The 15,520-nt window shown below is 70.7% G+C and carries 16 protein-coding genes and 1 pseudogene; 10 read left to right on the top strand and 7 right to left on the bottom strand.

Features of this window, described 5'->3' with window-relative positions; genetic code table 11:
- Positions 1-165: 165 nt before the first annotated feature.
- On the top strand, positions 166-1,404 hold the full coding sequence (locus tag Q4I23_RS22095; protein ID WP_498527627.1) for a pentapeptide repeat-containing protein: 1,239 nt from the start codon (positions 166-168) through the stop codon (positions 1,402-1,404).
- 91 nt (positions 1,405-1,495) lie between these two features.
- Here the strand turns inward: Q4I23_RS22095 and Q4I23_RS22090 are convergent, their stop codons facing one another.
- The 3 genes from Q4I23_RS22090 to tsaD all read right to left on the bottom strand — a co-directional run bounded on the left by Q4I23_RS22090 (position 1,496) and on the right by tsaD (position 4,144).
- Complete coding sequence (locus tag Q4I23_RS22090; RefSeq protein WP_498527626.1) at positions 1,496-2,506, bottom strand: NAD(P)H-dependent glycerol-3-phosphate dehydrogenase; 1,011 nt, start codon at positions 2,504-2,506, stop codon at positions 1,496-1,498.
- A gap of 83 nt (positions 2,507-2,589) precedes the next feature.
- A complete protein-coding gene (locus Q4I23_RS22085) occupies positions 2,590-3,057 on the bottom strand; it encodes a GNAT family N-acetyltransferase (protein ID WP_498527625.1) in 468 nt (155 codons plus the stop codon).
- A gap of 13 nt (positions 3,058-3,070) precedes the next feature.
- Positions 3,071-4,144 (bottom strand): tRNA (adenosine(37)-N6)-threonylcarbamoyltransferase complex transferase subunit TsaD, encoded by a 1,074-nt coding sequence (tsaD, locus tag Q4I23_RS22080; protein ID WP_498527624.1) that lies wholly within the window; start codon positions 4,142-4,144, stop codon positions 3,071-3,073.
- A gap of 75 nt (positions 4,145-4,219) precedes the next feature.
- Between tsaD and Q4I23_RS22075 the strand changes: the two genes are divergently transcribed.
- The 7 genes from Q4I23_RS22075 (at position 4,220) to Q4I23_RS22045 (ending at position 11,157) form a co-directional block, all read left to right on the top strand.
- Positions 4,220-5,056, top strand: coding sequence for a class I SAM-dependent methyltransferase (locus Q4I23_RS22075; protein ID WP_498527623.1), 837 nt, complete (start codon positions 4,220-4,222; stop codon positions 5,054-5,056).
- An 87-nt stretch (positions 5,057-5,143) separates the two neighbouring features.
- Positions 5,144-6,070, top strand: coding sequence for a hydroxymethylbilane synthase (gene hemC / locus Q4I23_RS22070; RefSeq protein ID WP_454020076.1), 927 nt, complete (start codon positions 5,144-5,146; stop codon positions 6,068-6,070).
- A gap of 13 nt (positions 6,071-6,083) precedes the next feature.
- A complete protein-coding gene (locus tag Q4I23_RS22065) occupies positions 6,084-6,839 on the top strand; it encodes a uroporphyrinogen-III synthase (RefSeq protein ID WP_498527622.1) in 756 nt (251 codons plus the stop codon).
- A gap of 62 nt (positions 6,840-6,901) precedes the next feature.
- Positions 6,902-8,764: a mitofilin family membrane protein gene (locus Q4I23_RS22060; RefSeq protein ID WP_498527621.1), complete on the top strand. Its 1,863-nt coding sequence runs from the start codon at positions 6,902-6,904 to the stop codon at positions 8,762-8,764.
- Positions 8,761-10,170, top strand: coding sequence for a heme biosynthesis protein HemY (locus tag Q4I23_RS22055; RefSeq protein WP_498527620.1), 1,410 nt, complete (start codon positions 8,761-8,763; stop codon positions 10,168-10,170). The genes Q4I23_RS22060 and Q4I23_RS22055 overlap by 4 nt, the downstream gene beginning before the upstream one ends.
- A gap of 271 nt (positions 10,171-10,441) precedes the next feature.
- The gene (locus Q4I23_RS22050; protein WP_014238599.1) at positions 10,442-10,726 is read left to right on the top strand and encodes a YciI family protein; all 285 of its coding nucleotides are present in this window, start codon (positions 10,442-10,444) and stop codon (positions 10,724-10,726) included.
- A gap of 17 nt (positions 10,727-10,743) precedes the next feature.
- A complete protein-coding gene (locus Q4I23_RS22045; protein ID WP_035669391.1) occupies positions 10,744-11,157 on the top strand; it encodes an EVE domain-containing protein in 414 nt (137 codons plus the stop codon).
- A 45-nt stretch (positions 11,158-11,202) separates the two neighbouring features.
- On the opposite strand, the gene Q4I23_RS22040 is transcribed toward Q4I23_RS22045, so the two are convergent.
- The gene (locus Q4I23_RS22040; protein WP_498527619.1) at positions 11,203-11,520 is read right to left on the bottom strand and encodes a hypothetical protein; all 318 of its coding nucleotides are present in this window, start codon (positions 11,518-11,520) and stop codon (positions 11,203-11,205) included.
- Between the two features lie 341 nt (positions 11,521-11,861).
- On the opposite strand from Q4I23_RS22040, the gene acs reads away from it, so the two are divergent.
- Positions 11,862-13,802: an acetate--CoA ligase gene (acs, locus tag Q4I23_RS22035; RefSeq protein ID WP_200774799.1), complete on the top strand. Its 1,941-nt coding sequence runs from the start codon at positions 11,862-11,864 to the stop codon at positions 13,800-13,802.
- Positions 13,803-13,871: 69 nt separating this feature from the next.
- Here the strand turns inward: acs and Q4I23_RS22030 are convergent, their stop codons facing one another.
- The 3 genes from Q4I23_RS22030 to Q4I23_RS22020 form a co-directional block, all read right to left on the bottom strand.
- Positions 13,872-14,228 carry a hypothetical protein gene (locus Q4I23_RS22030; protein ID WP_454020071.1) on the bottom strand — a complete coding sequence of 119 codons (357 nt, stop codon included), beginning with the start codon at positions 14,226-14,228 and terminating at the stop codon, positions 13,872-13,874.
- 80 nt (positions 14,229-14,308) lie between these two features.
- The gene (locus Q4I23_RS22025; protein ID WP_498527618.1) at positions 14,309-14,794 is read right to left on the bottom strand and encodes a thermonuclease family protein; all 486 of its coding nucleotides are present in this window, start codon (positions 14,792-14,794) and stop codon (positions 14,309-14,311) included.
- A gap of 162 nt (positions 14,795-14,956) precedes the next feature.
- Positions 14,957-15,139 carry a DUF1674 domain-containing protein gene (locus Q4I23_RS22020; RefSeq protein WP_454020069.1) on the bottom strand — a complete coding sequence of 61 codons (183 nt, stop codon included), beginning with the start codon at positions 15,137-15,139 and terminating at the stop codon, positions 14,957-14,959.
- Positions 15,140-15,293: 154 nt separating this feature from the next.
- Here Q4I23_RS22020 and Q4I23_RS22015 point away from each other — a divergent pair.
- Positions 15,294-15,520, top strand: a pseudogene (locus Q4I23_RS22015) (zinc metalloprotease HtpX); the annotation flags it as partial.

Below are 15,520 nucleotides of genomic sequence, written 5' to 3'. Positions count from 1 at the left end.
TGTGTATAAGAGACAGTCCCGCCGCTGCGAAGCCGGCCCCGCGACCCGCCGCCCCGGCGCCCGAACCGTCGGGCGGCGGCAGCGAGATTTCGCAGGCCGACATCGACGCGCTGTTCGCCTGAGGCGCCGATGGCGAACGACGGCTCCCACAAGTCCCGGATACGCTTGAGCCAGGAGCAGCTGGACCGGGTGTGCGAGCGCCATGTCCGCTTCACCGAGGGGCGGCCCAACGGCGCCCGCGCCAACCTGCCCTTCTTCGACCTGACCGGGCTCGACCTGTCGGGGCGCAACCTGACTGGCGCGCATCTGTCCGGCGCCATCCTGCGCGACGCCCGGATGCAGGGAACGATCCTGGACCACGCCGACCTCTACGGCGCGGACCTGCGCGGCGCCGACCTGACGGAGGCGCGGCTCTACCGCACCGACATGCGCGGCGCCAACGTGCGCGGCGCCATCCTGGACGGCGCGGTGATGGTGGAGGTCGACCTGCGCGACGGCAGCGTCGCCAACCGCAGCGCGTCCGGCGAGCTGAAGGTGGTCGGGTTCGAGCCGGGACCGGCGGACATGGCCTCGGCCAAGCTGACCAACGCCGACATGGCGCGGGCCAAGCTGTCGGGCAGCTTCGCGCGGGCGGCCGACTTCACCAACTCCCGTCTGTCGGGGGCGCGGCTTCAGCGCACCGACCTGCGCGACTGCAACTTCTCCGGCGCCGACCTCCAGGGGGCCGACCTGAACGGCGCCGACCTGCGCGGCGCCATTCTGGACGGTGCCAAGGTGTCGGAGCTGGACCTCGTCACCTCCATCCGCACCGACGAGGAAGCGGCGGTGGCGGCCCAGATGCCCCAGCCGATCCCGGAGACGGACGAGGACCCGGCGGCGGAGCCCGCCCATCCGGCGATCCCGGCGGCGGACATCGAGGTCCTGCTGCACCAGCACCTGTTGTGGCTCGGCACCAGCGGCCAGAAGGGGCGCCAGCTCGACCTGACGGGCCTGAACCTCGACGGGGCGGACCTGTCGGGCAAGGTGCTGACCCTCGCCAAGGGCTCCGGCGTGCGGCTGCGCCACGCCCGGCTGAACGGCGCGCAGCTCCAGGCGGCCCAGTTCGACGGCGCCGATCTGCGGTCCGCCGACCTGCGCGGCGCCGATCTGCGCGGCGCGAAGCTGGACCGCGCGATCCTCATCGACGGCTGTCTGGACGGGGCCAACCTGGGGATGCTGGTGATCAGCGCCGGGGCGAAGGTGATGCGCGCCTCGCTGGTGCGCGCCCGCATGGCCGGCGCCTCGCTCAGCGCGACGAACATGAAGGGGTGCGACCTGACGCTGGCCGACCTGACCGGCTGCGACCGCAGCAGCGCGATCTTCGACGAGGCCATCCTGGACGGCGCCCGGCTGGGCAACGCGTAGGGTTCGGGGCCGATTCACCGCAGAGGCGCGGAGCCCCCTTCCTGCGGTCCCTCGCGCCTTCGTGTCTTCGCGGTGAAAAGGACGACGCCCCTCAGCGCCCCTCCTCGCGGAACGGCCGCGACAGCAGCCCGTCGATCGTCGCATCCAGCCCAGCGCCGTGGTTCAGGATGGCGTCCACCGCACCGCAGATCGGCATGTCCACGCCCTTGCTCCCGGCCAGTCCGACCACCGCAGCGGCGGTGTAAACGCCCTCGGCGACGGAGCGGCGCTCGGCCAGGACCTCGGCCAGCGTCCGGCCGGCGCCCAGAGCGGCGCCCAGCGACATGTTGCGCGATTGCAGGCTGGAGCAGGTCAGCGTCAGGTCGCCCAGCCCCGACAGCCCCATCAGCGTCTCCGGCCGTCCGCCGAGCGCCAGGGCCAGCCGCGTGATCTCCGCCAGCCCGCGCGTGATCAGCGCCGCCCTTGCGTTGTCGCCCAGCTTGCGGCCCTCCACCACGCCGCAGGCGATGGCCAGCACGTTCTTCACCGCCCCGCCGATCTGCGAGCCCACCACGTCGTCGGACAGGTAGGGGCGGAAGGTGCGGCTGCCCAGCGCCTCGACCAGCCGGGCGCCCAGCGCGGCGTCGGCGCAGGCGAGCGTCACCGCGGTCGGCAGGCCACGGGCCACCTCCGCCGCGAAGGTCGGACCGGACAGCACGGCCAGCGGGGTCCCCGCCGGCAGGGCGGCGGCGGCCGCCTCGCTCATCAGGGCGTGGCTGTCCAGCTCGATCCCCTTGGCGCAGATGACCAGTGGGGTGCCCGTCCGCAGATGCGCGGCGAGGCCGGCGCAGGCGCTGCGCAGATGCTGGGCCGGGGTCACCAGAAGGATGGCGTCGCAGGCGGCGGCCTCGGCCAGATCGCCGGTCGCGCGCAATTCCGCGGGCAAGGTCACGCCCGGCAGATAGTCGCGGTTCTCCTGCGCGGTGTTGACCGACTCGACCACCGCCGGCTCGCGCGCCCACAGCAGGGCCTCCTGCCCGGCGCGCAGGGCCGCCAGAGCCAGCGCCGTGCCCCAGGCCCCGCCGCCGATCACGCCGATGCGCCGGAAGTCCGTTGCCGCCATGGATGCCCCCCGTTCCACTGTTCTCGCTTGAAGGATTTGGCCGACTGTTTAGGCGGAGCGTCCCCCGTCCGCAACCCGAACGGTCAAGTCTCCGGTGTCAGCAGAAGCTTCATCCCGACATGGCTCGCCCGGAAGCCCAGCCGTTCATAGAAGCGGTGGGCGTCGGTGCGCCGGGTCTGGCTGGTCAGCTGCACCATCACGCAGCCCTCGGCGCGGGCCAGCGCGATGGCGTGCCGCATCATGGCGCTGCCGATCCCCTGGCCGCGCAGCGCGCTGTCCACCTTCACCGCCTCCACCGTCGCCCGCGCCGCGCCCCGGCGGGCCAGCCCGTGGGTGACGGTGAACTGGAAGCAGCCGACGATCCGCCCGTCCCGTTCCGCCAGCACGATGGAATTGCCCGGCTGCGCCGCCATGCGGTCGAAGGCGTCCCAATAGAGCGGGTCCAGCGGATCGCTGTAGACGTCGCCGGCCGTGGACAGGGCGTCGTCGGCGGTCAGCCGGACGATCTCCGGCACGTCGTCGCGCCCGGCGGTGCGGAAGGTCAGAGCCATGCCGGAATCATCCTCACGCCTTCACGCCGGAGCCGACCCCGGCCTTGCCGATGGCCGGCTTTGCGGTCGGATCGAGCGGCCAGCGCGGGCGCGGCGCGAAGTCCAGCGGGTCGGTCTGGCCCAGCCGCAAGCGCTCGATCCCCGCCCAGGCGATCATCGCCGCGTTGTCGGTGCACAGCCGCAGCGGCGGCGCCATGAAGGGCATGCCCTCGCGGTCGGCCAGCTTTTGCAGGCGGGCGCGCAGCGTCTTGTTGGCCGCCACGCCGCCGGCCACCACCAGGGCGCCGCCCTGCGGGTGCATCTCCTTGAATTGGCGCATGGCGCGGGCGCAGCGGTCGGCCATCACCTCGGCCACCGTGGTCTGGAAGGCGGCGGCGAGGTCGGCCTGATCCTCCCCGGACAGGGGCATCCCCAACTCCTCGACGTGGCGCCGCACCGCGGTCTTCAGGCCGGAGAAGGAGAAGTCGCAGCCGGGGCGACCGACCATCGGGCGCGGCAGGTCGAAGCGGCCCGGATTCGTCGCCAGCGCCGCCGCCTTCTCCAGCAGCGGTCCGCCAGGATAGCCGAGGCCGAGCAGCTTGGCCGTCTTGTCGAACGCCTCCCCCACCGCGTCGTCGATGGTGGTGCCGAGCCGCCGGTACCGGCCCACCCCCTCGACCACCAGAAGCTGGCAGTGCCCACCGGACACCAGCAGCAGCAGGTAGGGGAAGGGCACGTCGTCGGTCAGCCGGGCGGTCAGCGCGTGGCCTTCCAGATGGTTCACCGCGACGAAGGGCAGCCCGCGCGCCGCGGCGATGGCCTTGGCGGTCATCACCCCGACGATCACCCCGCCGATCAGCCCCGGCCCGCCGGTCGCCGCCACGGCGTCGATGTCGGCGAAGCCCAGCCCAGAGTCGGCCATGGCGCGGCGGATCAGCCCGTCCAAATGCTCCAGATGGGCGCGCGCGGCGATTTCCGGCACCACCCCGCCATAGGGCGTGTGGTCGTCCAGCTGCGACAGCACCACGTCGGCGCGGATCTCCCGCGCGTCGGTCACGATGGCCGCCGCCGTCTCGTCGCAGCTCGTTTCGATTCCAAGAACGATCATGATGGCCGTCAAACTAGCCGTCTCCACCGCTCTGGTATAGGGTCTTGACCCGGATTCTTCAGGGTTTCGCCCTCCATGAACAAAGACGTCCCCGACGACGACGCCAGCATCGTCTATTACGACGGCGACTATCCGTCGCTGGAGATCGGGGAGGCGCGGGCGGATCACGCCGCGACGCTGGCCCGCCTCGGCATGCTGGGCGACGTGCCATTCTACAAGGAGCGCGCGGCGGAGACCGGCGGCCCGGTCCTTGAGATCGGCTGCGGCACCGGGCGCCTGACCATCCCGCTGGCCCGCGCCGGGCACGAGGTGTGGGCGGTGGACGTCTCCGCCGCCATGCTCGACCAGCTCGGCGCGAAGCTGGCGCGCGAGGCGCCGGAGGTGCAGGCCCGCGTCCATCCGGTGCGGCAGGATGCCACAGCGCTCGATCTGCCGATGCGGGACTTCCGGCTCGCCGTCATTCCCTTCAACGTGCTGATGCTGATCCCGGAACTGGCGGCGGAGCGCCGCGCGCTGGCCGCCGCCGCCGCCCATTTGGCGCCGGGCGGCACGCTGGCGCTGGACGTGATGAATCCGCTGACGCTGCCGATGGACGCCGAGACGAAGCCCAGCCCGTCGGAGCCGCGGCGCAGCCCGCACAACGGCAACAGCTACATCCGCAACACGATGGCCTCCCGCCTCGACGAGGGGCAGTGCCAGCGCATCCACGGCTGGTACGACGAGCTGTTGCCGGACGGCAAGATCGTGGTGACCGAATACGGCTTCACCTGGCGGATGATCTTCCGCTACGAGCTGGAGCTGATGTTGGAAAGCGCCGGCTTCGCGATCGAACGGCTGGCCGGCGATTTCGAAGACGCCGCCTGGACGGTGGACAGCCGCCGCATGATCGTCACGGCGCGGCGCGTATCCTAAGACGCGCCGCAAAGTGTTTCACCAAAGAGTAGCACGCCCGTCACCAGGGCTTGCAAACCGCGGTGGATCGCCTAGAACACTGGCCTCATGACCCAACCGCTCCGCATCGGCACGCGCGGCAGCCCGCTGGCGCTGGCGCAGGCCCACGAGACCCGCGACCGGCTGATCGCGGCGCACCCGCATCTGGCCGCCCCCGGCGCCATCGAGATCGTCGTCTTCAAGACGACCGGCGACCGCATCCTGGACCGCACGCTGGCCGAGGCCGGCGGCAAAGGCTTGTTCACCAAGGAACTGGAGGACGCGCTGCTGGAAGGCAGCGCCGACCTCGCCGTCCATTCGATGAAGGACGTGCCGACCTGGATGCCGGAGGGGCTGGAGATCGCCACGCTCCTGCCGCGCGAGGACACGCGGGACGCCTTCTTCTCGCGCGGCGGACACACGGTGGACACGCTGCCCGCCGGCTCCGTCGTCGGCACCGCCGGGTTGCGCCGTCAGGCCCAGATCCTGGAGCGGCGGCCCGACCTCAAGGTCGTGCCCTTCCGCGGCAACGTGCAGACGCGCCTCGCCAAGCTGGAGGCCGGGGAGGTCGATGCCACCCTGCTGGCACTCGCCGGGCTGCGCCGGCTCGGCCTGACCGACCGCATCACCGCCGTGCTGGAGCATGACGAAATGCTTCCCGCCGTCGCCCAGGGCGCCATCGGCATCGAGATCCGCAGCGCCGACGACGCCACCCGCGCCTTGCTCGCCCCGCTGAACTGCGTCGCCACCGCGGCCCGCGTGACGGCGGAGCGCGCGTTGCTCGCCATGCTCGACGGCTCCTGCCGCACCCCCATCGCCGCTCTGTCGACGCTGGACGGCGACCGGCTGCACCTGAAGGCCAAGGTGCTGTCCAACGACGGGCGGCAGGTCTTCCGGGCGGAGCGCAGCGGCAACGCAAGCGATGCCGCCGTCATCGGCGCCGACGCCGGTGCGGAGATCAAGGCGGTCCTGCCGCCCGACTTCTTCAAGAGCTGACGGGCGGCCGGCGATGGCGGGCCCCCACCTCCTGGTCACCCGTCCGGCGGAGGATTCCGAGCCGCTGGCGGCCCGTCTGCGCGCGCTGGGATTCGTCGTGTCGGTGGAACCGATGCTGGACATCCGCTGGCTGGACGGGCCGGAGCCGGACGTGGGGAACGTACAGGCCCTCCTCTTCACCAGCGCAAACGGCGTACGGGGCTACACCAGACGTACGAGCCGGCTTGACCGTCCGGTCTATGCGGTCGGCGACGCCACCGCGACCGCCGCCCGCGCGGCCGGTTTCACGCGGGTGGAAAGCGCGTCCGGCGACGTGTACGCACTGGCCGATCTGGTGCGCCGACGCTGCACCGCAGCGGCGGGTCCGCTACTTCATGTCGCAGGAACCAAGCTCGCCGGCGACCTCTCGGCGCTGCTGGGCGAGGCCGGATTTTCCATCCTGCGGGAAACGCTGTACGACGCCGTTCCGAGCGTGCGGCTGTCGGACGGCACGGCGGCGCTGTTGCGTACGGGAACACTGGACGCCGTGTTGTTTTTCTCTCCCCGTACCGCCCGTTCGTTTGTTAGGCTTGTCGCCGAGGCCGGGCTCATCGACCGCTGTCGTACAGTGGACGCGCTCTGCCTCAGCCCCGCGGTCGCGGAGGCTGCCCGCGCGTACGGTGAGCTGGGAGTGACACCGTGGCAGAACGTACGGGTGGCGCCACGGCCGGAGCAGGACTCTCTGCTCGGCCTGCTGCCGGAACCATCCGGCGGCACGGGCCGGGCTTGAGCGCATCCGCTTGGGGGCTTGTGTGGCGTTCGTTGAGAACAACTGCGACCAGAAGGCACCCAATGACCTCTCGCCCAGGCTCCGAACACGAGGCTGACCCGAACGGCCACACGCCGTCCGACCAGAACCAGACGCCCGACCAAAACCAGCTTTCCGGCGGCCCCGCCGTCGAACGCATCATCGAACGCTTCGGCGGCATCCGCCCCATGGCCCACAAGCTGGACATCCCGGTCACCACGGTGCAGGGCTGGAAGAAGCGCGGCGCCATTCCGCTGGCCCGCCACGCTGACCTCCGCACCTCCGCCGCCAAGCACCGGATCAAGCTGAGCGAAGCCGACCTGGAAGCCGCCACGCCGAGCGAGGACCGCAACGCTCCCGACGCCGCCGGCTCGGTGATGCCGCTGCCGCCGGACGCCGCCGTCATCGCGCCGGCAGTCTCTCTCCCCGGGAGCGCCGAGCCGTTCAAGACCGAGCCCGCCCAAACCGAGTCCCACAAGACTGAGGACACCCTGCCGGGGGCCGACACCCTGCCGGGCGGTGGCCCGGTCCCGGCCACGGACCTGCCGCCCTCCACCCTGCCGCCCGTCGCGGATACCCTTCCGGGTGCCGCCGACACGCTGCTCGGCGGTGAAGTGAAGGCCGAGACGATCAAGGGCGAGGAGACCCGGATCGAGGAGGCCAAGACCGACTCGGTCGCTGCCGATTCCTTCAAGGCCGATCCTTTCAAGTCCGACGCGATCAAGGGCGAGACGCCGCCCCCGGTGGAGTCCCCCGCCTACACCGCCTCCTCCTATGAGCCGCCGCGCTACGAGGCGCCGCGCGAGGAGCGCAAGTCCGGCGCCGGTTTCGCCACCGCCGTCTCGCTGATCGCCCTGCTGGTCGGCGCCGCCGCCCTGTCGCAGCCCTGGTGGGGCCCGCGCGTCCCCGGCTGGCCCACCGCCGGCGGTCCCGCGACCGGTCCGGCCGCCACGGCGCCCGCGCCGCAGCCCGACCCGGCCCTGCGCAACCAGATCCAGCAGCTGTCCGAGCGCCTCGCCAAGCTGGAGCAGCGCCCCGCCGCCCCGGCCGAGGGCAACGCCGCCGCCGCCGGCATCGACCAGCAGACGCTGGACAACGCCGTCGGCCAGCTCACCGCCCGCATCCAGCAGCTTGAGGAGCGTCCGCAGGCCGCCGCCTCCGCCGCCTCCGCCGCCCCGGCCGAGCCCGACCCGCGCATCGCCCAGCTGACCGAGCAGCTCGGCCAGGTCCAGCAGCGCGTCGACGCGGTGGGCAGCGAGGCCCAGGCCGCCGGGCAGATCCGCCAGGATGTGGACGCGCTGAAGCAGGAACTGGCCGCCGTCAACCAGGCGGTGGAAACCCGCCGCGACGCCGCCACCGCCGCCCAGACGCTGGTGCTCGCCGCCGGGCAGCTCCGCTCCGCCCTGGCCGCCGGGCAGCCGTTCCAGCAGGAACTCCAGGCCGTCCGCGCCGTGGCGTCGGGCGACGCCCAGGTGACGCAGCCGCTGGAGGCCGTGGCCGGCTACGCCGCCAAGGGCGTGCCGACGCAGCCGCAGCTCACCGACCGCTTCTCCGCCATGGCGTCCGACATCGTGCGCGCCGACAACCAGGGCGAGGGCAACGACTGGGTGGAGCAGGTCACCGGCAAGATCGCCACGCTGGTCACCGTCCGCCGCTCGGGCGGCGACGCGGTCGGCGACGGCGCCTCGGCGGTGGTCGCCCGCGCCGAGGCCGCCCTTCAGGCCGGCAACCTCGGCGGCGCGGTCAAGGAGCTGGCGGCCCTTAAGGGTCCGGCGGCGCAGGTCGCCGCCCCGTGGATCGCCGACGCCAAGGCCCGTCTGGCCGCCAACGAGGCCGGCCAGCAGCTCACCAACCGCGCCATCGGCCTGCTGTCGCAGTCCGCCGGGGTCAAGGGAGCGGCCCAATGACACGCGCCATCTGGTTCATCATCAAGGTCGCCATCGTCGTCGCGATCGCGGTCTGGCTGGCCAACCACCCCGGCACCGTCGCCATCAACTGGCAGGGCTACGTCGTCGAGACCGGCTTCGGCATCGCCATCCTGATCGGCGTCGCCGCCCTGGCGGCGGGCATCGTCCTCTACCGGCTGGGCCGCGCCATCCTCGGCGCGCCGCGCAACTTCGGCCGCTACCGCCGGTCGCGCCGGCGCGAGCGCGGCTATCAGGCGCTGACCCGCGGCATGGTCGCCGTCGCCGCCGGCGACGCGACGACCGCCCGCAAGATGGCGCGCAAGGCCGACGGGCTGCTCAACGAGCCGCCGCTGACCATGCTGCTGTCGGCCCAGGCCGCCCAGCTCCAGGGCGACGACCGCGCGGCGAAGGAATACTTCACCGCCATGCTCGACCGGCCGGAGACCGCCTTCCTCGGCCTGCGCGGCCTGCTGACGCAGTCGCTGAAGGCCGGTGACCGGGTGGAGGCGCTGCACCTCGCCCGCCGCGCCCAGTCGCTCCAGCCCAACACGCCCTGGCTGCTCGGCACGCTGTATGACCTGGAAGCCCGCTCGGGCGAATGGGCGGCGGCGGAAGGCACGCTGCAGCAGGCTGTCCAGGCCGGCGCCATCAACCCCGACGATGGCCGCCGCCATCGCGCCACCTTGCTTCTGGAGCGCAGCTTCGAGGCGGAGCGCCGCGGCCGGTCCGACTCGGCCCTCTCGCACGCCCAGGCGGCGCACGACCTGCTGTCCGGCTTCGTCCCGGCGGCGGCCCGCGCGGCCCGGCTGCAGATGGCCATCGGCAAGCACAAGAACGCCGCCAAGACCCTTGAGCGCTGCTGGCGCGTCAACCCGCACCCGGACCTGACCTCGGCCTACCGGGAGGTGGTTTCCAGCTACGACCCGATGACCCGGGTGAAGATGTTTGAGAAGCTGCGCAACCACGCCCCCAACGACGTCGAGTCGCTGCTCGCCGTGGCCCGCGCCGCCCTCGACGCCCAGCTGTGGGGCGAGGCCCGCGCCCATCTGACCAAGGCGCTGGAGATGCGGCCCTCCCGCCGCGTCTTCCAGCTCCTGGCCGAGCTGGAGCGGGCGGAGCGGCAGGACGAGGAGGCGGCCCGCGCCTGGCTGGCTCAGGCGGCGAACGCCCCGGCGGACGCGGCCTGGACCTGCACCGCCTGCAACGCGGTCAGCCCGAGCTGGGGCGGCCTGTGCGGCCATTGCGGCGCCTTCGACAGCCTGGAATGGAAGACCCCGACCGTCAGCATGTCGCTGATGAGCCCGGAGTCCGCTCCGACGGCCATCGCCCATCATGCGACGGAGCCGGTCACCGGCCAGCCGGGCGTCGCGCCCGGAGGCCAGATCGCCCCCCAGGGAGCGACCTGAAGCGGGTCGTGCTTCGCTTCGGACCGCGACGGCGGTCCCGGTCGCATCAACAGAAAGCCCCTTCCCGGTCCGCCGGGAAGGGGCTTTTTCTTTGCCGGGACGGTGAGCCATGGAGACGGACGCACGGTGAGCCGCCCGGTGGCGCTGCGCGCCCCTTTCCTCTGGCTGCATCGCTGACACCACCGCCGCGGAAAGGCCGCGCGTCGCGGCACCTTCCGCGGCGGTCGCGGCTGCGCTAGGCTCCCGCCCAACCGAACGGGAGACCCAAGCCATGCTCTACATGTTCCATTGCACCGACAAGGCCGGCGCCGCCCAGGTGCGGACCGACAACCGCCCCGCCCATCTGGCCTATCTGGAAGCGCACGCCGACCGCCTGTTCGCCGCCGGCCCGCTGCTGTCCGACGATGGCCAGGGCATGGCCGGCAGCCTGCTGATCGTGGAGTGCGCCGACGAGGCCGCCGCGAAGGACTTCGCCGCCAACGACCCCTACGCCCAGGCCGGGCTGTTCGAGAGCGTGGAGATCCGGGCGTGGCGCCGGGTCTACCCGAAGTCCTGATCGGGGGGCGGACGGCGATGGCCCGCTGGCTTCTGAAGTCGGAGCCCTTCAAATATTCGTGGGAGCGCATGGTCGCCGACGGCACCACCCATTGGGACGGCGTGCGCAACCATCAGGCGTCGAACAACCTGAAGGCCATGAAGGTCGGCGACCGGGCCTTCTTCTACCACTCGAACGAGGGGCTGGAGGTGGTCGGCGTCGTCGAGATCGCGCGGGAGTACTACCCGGACCCGAGCGACGAGGCGGGCCGCTTCGGCATGGTCGACGTGCGGGCGCTGCTGCCCGTGAAGACGCCGGTCACGCTGAAGACGATGAAGGCCGACCCGCTGCTTCAGGGCATGGCCCTGGTCAAGCAGTCGCGCCTGTCGGTCTGCCCGGTGTCGGATGCGGAATGGGCGCATGTCTGCGCGCTGGCCGGGATCGAGGCCTGACGGTTCCTTGGATCTGTCGAGAACGCGGCCGTCTGCGGCGGCGGATCAGTCCGCCGGTTCGCAGATGGCCGCCTGGAAATCCTGCGTGGCCTGAAGCATCCGGCGGGCCAGCGCCTGCATCTCCGCCGCGGCTCCGGCGAAGCCCGCGTCTTCGCCGAACGGGGCCAGGGCGGCCGAACCGGACGCCTCCAACTCGGCCAGCGACGCCGTGCGCAGGGCAGCGTCGATCACCATCAGGCTGGTGCGGCTGCCCATCTCCGACAGGCGCCCGGCCAGTTCCATGCCCGGTTCTATGCCTTGTCCGCCGCCGCCGCCAGTCGTGCCGTTTCCGGTGGTGCCGTCCGCGTTGGTCGTGCTGGCCATTCCGGTGCCCTGCTGTTGGGTGAACAGCATGCACGCTAACGATGAGGCGGTTAAGACCGGGTTAAGCGCCCCTCCGCGGGGCGTTCTCATGCTTTCGTGCTATGCGCGACAAATAGTCGCGCTGTCGTGTCGCCGCGGAAGCCGGTGAATTCAAAAGAACGGGCGGTGCGCTGCAACAAAGTGGAACGGAAAGCCCCGATGGAGGGGGCGGACAATCAGCCGTTCTGCTTGTGGTGACGGGAACTTGTGTGGATAATGTCCCGCAACAGGGGCGGCCGGAAACCGCTCCCCAACAGCCCTTCAGGGCGTAACCAGAAGCACTACGGGGGAATCGCGAGCCAATGTCCGACAATTCGTTTTTTCCTGTTAAGCAGGAAATCGCCAAGACCGCTTACGTGGACGAAGCCGCCTACGCCCGCCTGTACGAGCAATCGATCAACGATCCGGAAGCCTTTTGGGGCGAGCAGGGCAAGCGCATCGACTGGATCAAGCCCTACAGCAAGGTGAAGGACGTCAGCTATACCGGCGATGTCCACATCAAGTGGTTCTACGACGGCACGCTGAACGTGTCCGCCAACTGCGTCGACCGCCACCTCGCGACGCGCGGCGACCAGACCGCCATCATCTTCGAAGGCGACGATCCGGGCGTTTCCAAGCACATCACCTACAAGGAACTGCACGAGCAGGTTTGCCGCCTCGCCAACGTCCTGAAGAAGAACGGCGTCAAGAAGGGCGACCGCGTCACCATCTACCTGCCGATGATCCCCGAGGCCGCCTACGCCATGCTGGCCTGTGCGCGCGTCGGCGCCATCCACTCCATCGTGTTCGGCGGCTTCTCGCCGGACAGCCTGAAGGACCGCATCGTCGACTGCGACAGCCACTTCGTCATCACCTCCGACGAGGGTCTGCGCGGCGGCCGCAAGGTTCCGCTGAAGGCGAACGCCGACAAGGCCGTCGCCGCGGCGCCGGGCGTCAAGCATGTGCTGGTCGTCAAGCACACCGGCGGCAACGTCGCCTGGACCGAGGGTCGCGACCTCTGGTACCACGAGGAGATCGCCTCGGTCTCCGCCGACTGCCCGCCGGAGGAGATGAGCGCGGAGGACCCGCTGTTCATCCTCTACACCTCGGGCTCGACCGGCAAGCCGAAGGGCGTGCTGCACACCACCGGCGGCTATCTCGTCTACGCGTCGATGACCCACCAGTACGTCTTCGACTACAAGGACGGCGAGGTCTACTGGTGCACCGCCGACGTGGGCTGGGTCACCGGCCACAGCTACATCGTCTACGGCCCGCTGGCCAACGGCGCCACCACGCTGATGTTCGAAGGCGTGCCGACCTATCCGGACATCTCCCGCTTCTGGCAGGTGGTGGACAAGCACAAGGTCAACATCTTCTACACCGCCCCGACCGCCATCCGCTCGCTGATGCGCGAGGGTGAGGGTCCGGTGAAGAAGACCTCCCGGTCCTCGCTGCGCATCCTGGGTTCGGTGGGCGAGCCGATCAACCCGGAAGCCTGGCTGTGGTACTACAACGTCGTCGGCGACGGCCGTTGCCCGATCGTCGACACGTGGTGGCAGACGGAGACCGGCGGCATCCTGATCACCCCGCTGCCGGGCGCCATCGGCCAGAAGCCGGGTTCGGCGACCAAGCCCTTCTTCGGCGTCAAGCCGGTCGTCGTGGACAACGACGGCAAGGAGCTGGACGGCGAGACGGAAGGCAACCTGTGCATCGCCGACAGCTGGCCGGGCCAGATGCGCACGGTGTTCGGCGACCACGAGCGCTTCGTCCAGACCTACTTCTCGACCTTCGCGGGCTACTACTTCACCGGTGACGGCTGCCGCCGCGACGCGGACGGCTATTACTGGATCACCGGCCGCGTGGACGACGTGATCAACGTGTCGGGCCATCGCATGGGCACGGCGGAAGTGGAAAGCGCGCTGGTCGCCCACCCGAAGGTGGCCGAGGCCGCCGTCGTCGGCTACCCGCACGACCTCAAGGGCCAGGGCATCTACGCCTACGTCACGCTCAACGCCGGGGAAAGCCCGACGGAGGAGCTGCGCAAGGAACTGGTGGCCTGGGTGCGCAAGGAGATCGGCCCGATCGCCTCGCCGGACCTGATCCAGTGGTCGCCGGGCCTGCCGAAGACCCGTTCGGGCAAGATCATGCGCCGCATCCTGCGCAAGATCGCCGCGAACGAGCACGACAGCCTGGGCGACACCTCGACGCTGGCCGATCCGACCGTCGTGACCGACCTGATCGAGAACCGCATGAACAACGCCTGATCGCGGCGTTCATCGGGGTTTGTCTGCGGACCGGGGGCCTTCGCGGCCCCCGGTTTCGTTTTGGGGCCGTTATCTGGGAGCGGTGTCCGATCCGCCGGACGCGCCGCTGCCAGATTGGGTCTTCATGGCTTCGGCGGTGCCGGGCTTCAGGCCGGACTCGCCGCTCGCCGCGTCGGGGACGGAGCCGATGCGGCCCTGCGCGCGGGTCTCCGCCGCGTTCTTCTGCTTCTCGGTGCGGCGCTCGCCCAAAGTCGGGTCCTGGGCGCCGGTCGATTCCATCCAGGCTTCGCCCTGGGACGGCGGTGCGGCGCCGAGACCGCCCTCCATCGTCTTGGCGTCCTGCGCCACGGCGGCTCCGGACAGGGCGAGGCTGGCGGCCAGCAAGGCGATGGCGCCGGGGACGTAAGACGAGGCCTGGGTCGTCATGGTTCGCTCTCCTCCTTGGTGGGAGGGGCAACAGCGGAGCGAGACGGCGGGTTCCCGAATCATCCTTTGGTGGAGCCGGGTTAGCCCATGCCCGTCCCGTCGCACCAGGGTTGGCGCCGTTCGCCGTGATAGCGACGGGCGAGCCCCGCTTCGATCAGCGCGGCCGACAGGTCGGTGCCTCCGCCGGTCAGCACGCGGGCGCGCACCCGCCCGCCATATTTGTCGGGCTGGACGTCGAGCAGCCGCACCGGGGCGGCCCCGATCAGACGGCGCGCGTGGTCGCGGGCGGTTTCCGCCAGTTCCCGCTCGCGGGGGCAGCGGGTGCGCATCTCCGGCGCGTCCAGGCCGTCCACCCGGACATGGGTTTCCACCACCTGCCCCAGCCAGATGGTGGCGCGCACCAGCAGCGTGTCGCCGTCCAGAACCTCCAGCACCTCCGCCGGGATCGGGCCGGGCAGGGCGGGCGGAGCGGCCTGGACGGTGCCGGCCAGCAATGCGGAGAGAAATGCCAGCCATATCCCGGCGGAGCGGGGCGGGCATGGGGTGATGAACTTGGGCGATCCCACGGCGCGACCTCCCCGGACACCGGTTCGCGAAGGGGTGAACCGGTCACAGAGTAGCGCGCGAATAGGAGCGCATCAAGCACAGCCTAGGTATTTAATCTTGGTTTCCTATGTATTCAATTTCGGAGCGGTGGTGTTCAGGTGATTGGTCCTAGCAGCGCCGGCTTAGAAGTCCGAGCAGCGGCCCTTGAACTCCCAATCGCCGAAGCGGGTCGGCTCCGGTCCCTGCGGACCGCCGATCTCGCCGGGCATCTGCTCGGGTCCTTTGGCGCCGGTTTCGGGGGTCGCTTCGGCGTCGGGCTTCGTGGCGTTTTCCGGTGCCGGGCCGGTGGTCTTCGTCTCGGTCATGGCCGTCCTCTGGGGTCGGGTGCGGTGCTTGGCCATCTTGAACGATGCCTTCCGCCAAGCCCATATCACCAGACAAGCCCCGCGGAAAGCCCCGCCGGGGCCGTCTCGTTCAACCAACAGTGAAACCGTCCAGAAGATCGCCCGGAACACCGCCATGACCAGCTATGTGAAGACCACCATCCTCCTCGCCGGCCTGACCGCCCTGTTCATGGGCATCGGCTATCTGATCGGCGGCAAGGGCGGCATGATGATCGCCTTCGTCATGGCGCTGGGCATGAACCTGTTCAGCTACTGGAACTCCGGCGACATGGTGCTGTCCATGTACGGCGCGCGGGAGGTCGACGCCTACACCGCCCCCGAATATTACGGCATCGTCCAGCA

It is taken from the genome of Azospirillum sp. UFLA03-27 (genome assembly GCF_059803775.1).
Note: the sequence above shows the minus strand (reverse complement) of the source record. Positions and strands in the feature narration are given on the sequence as shown.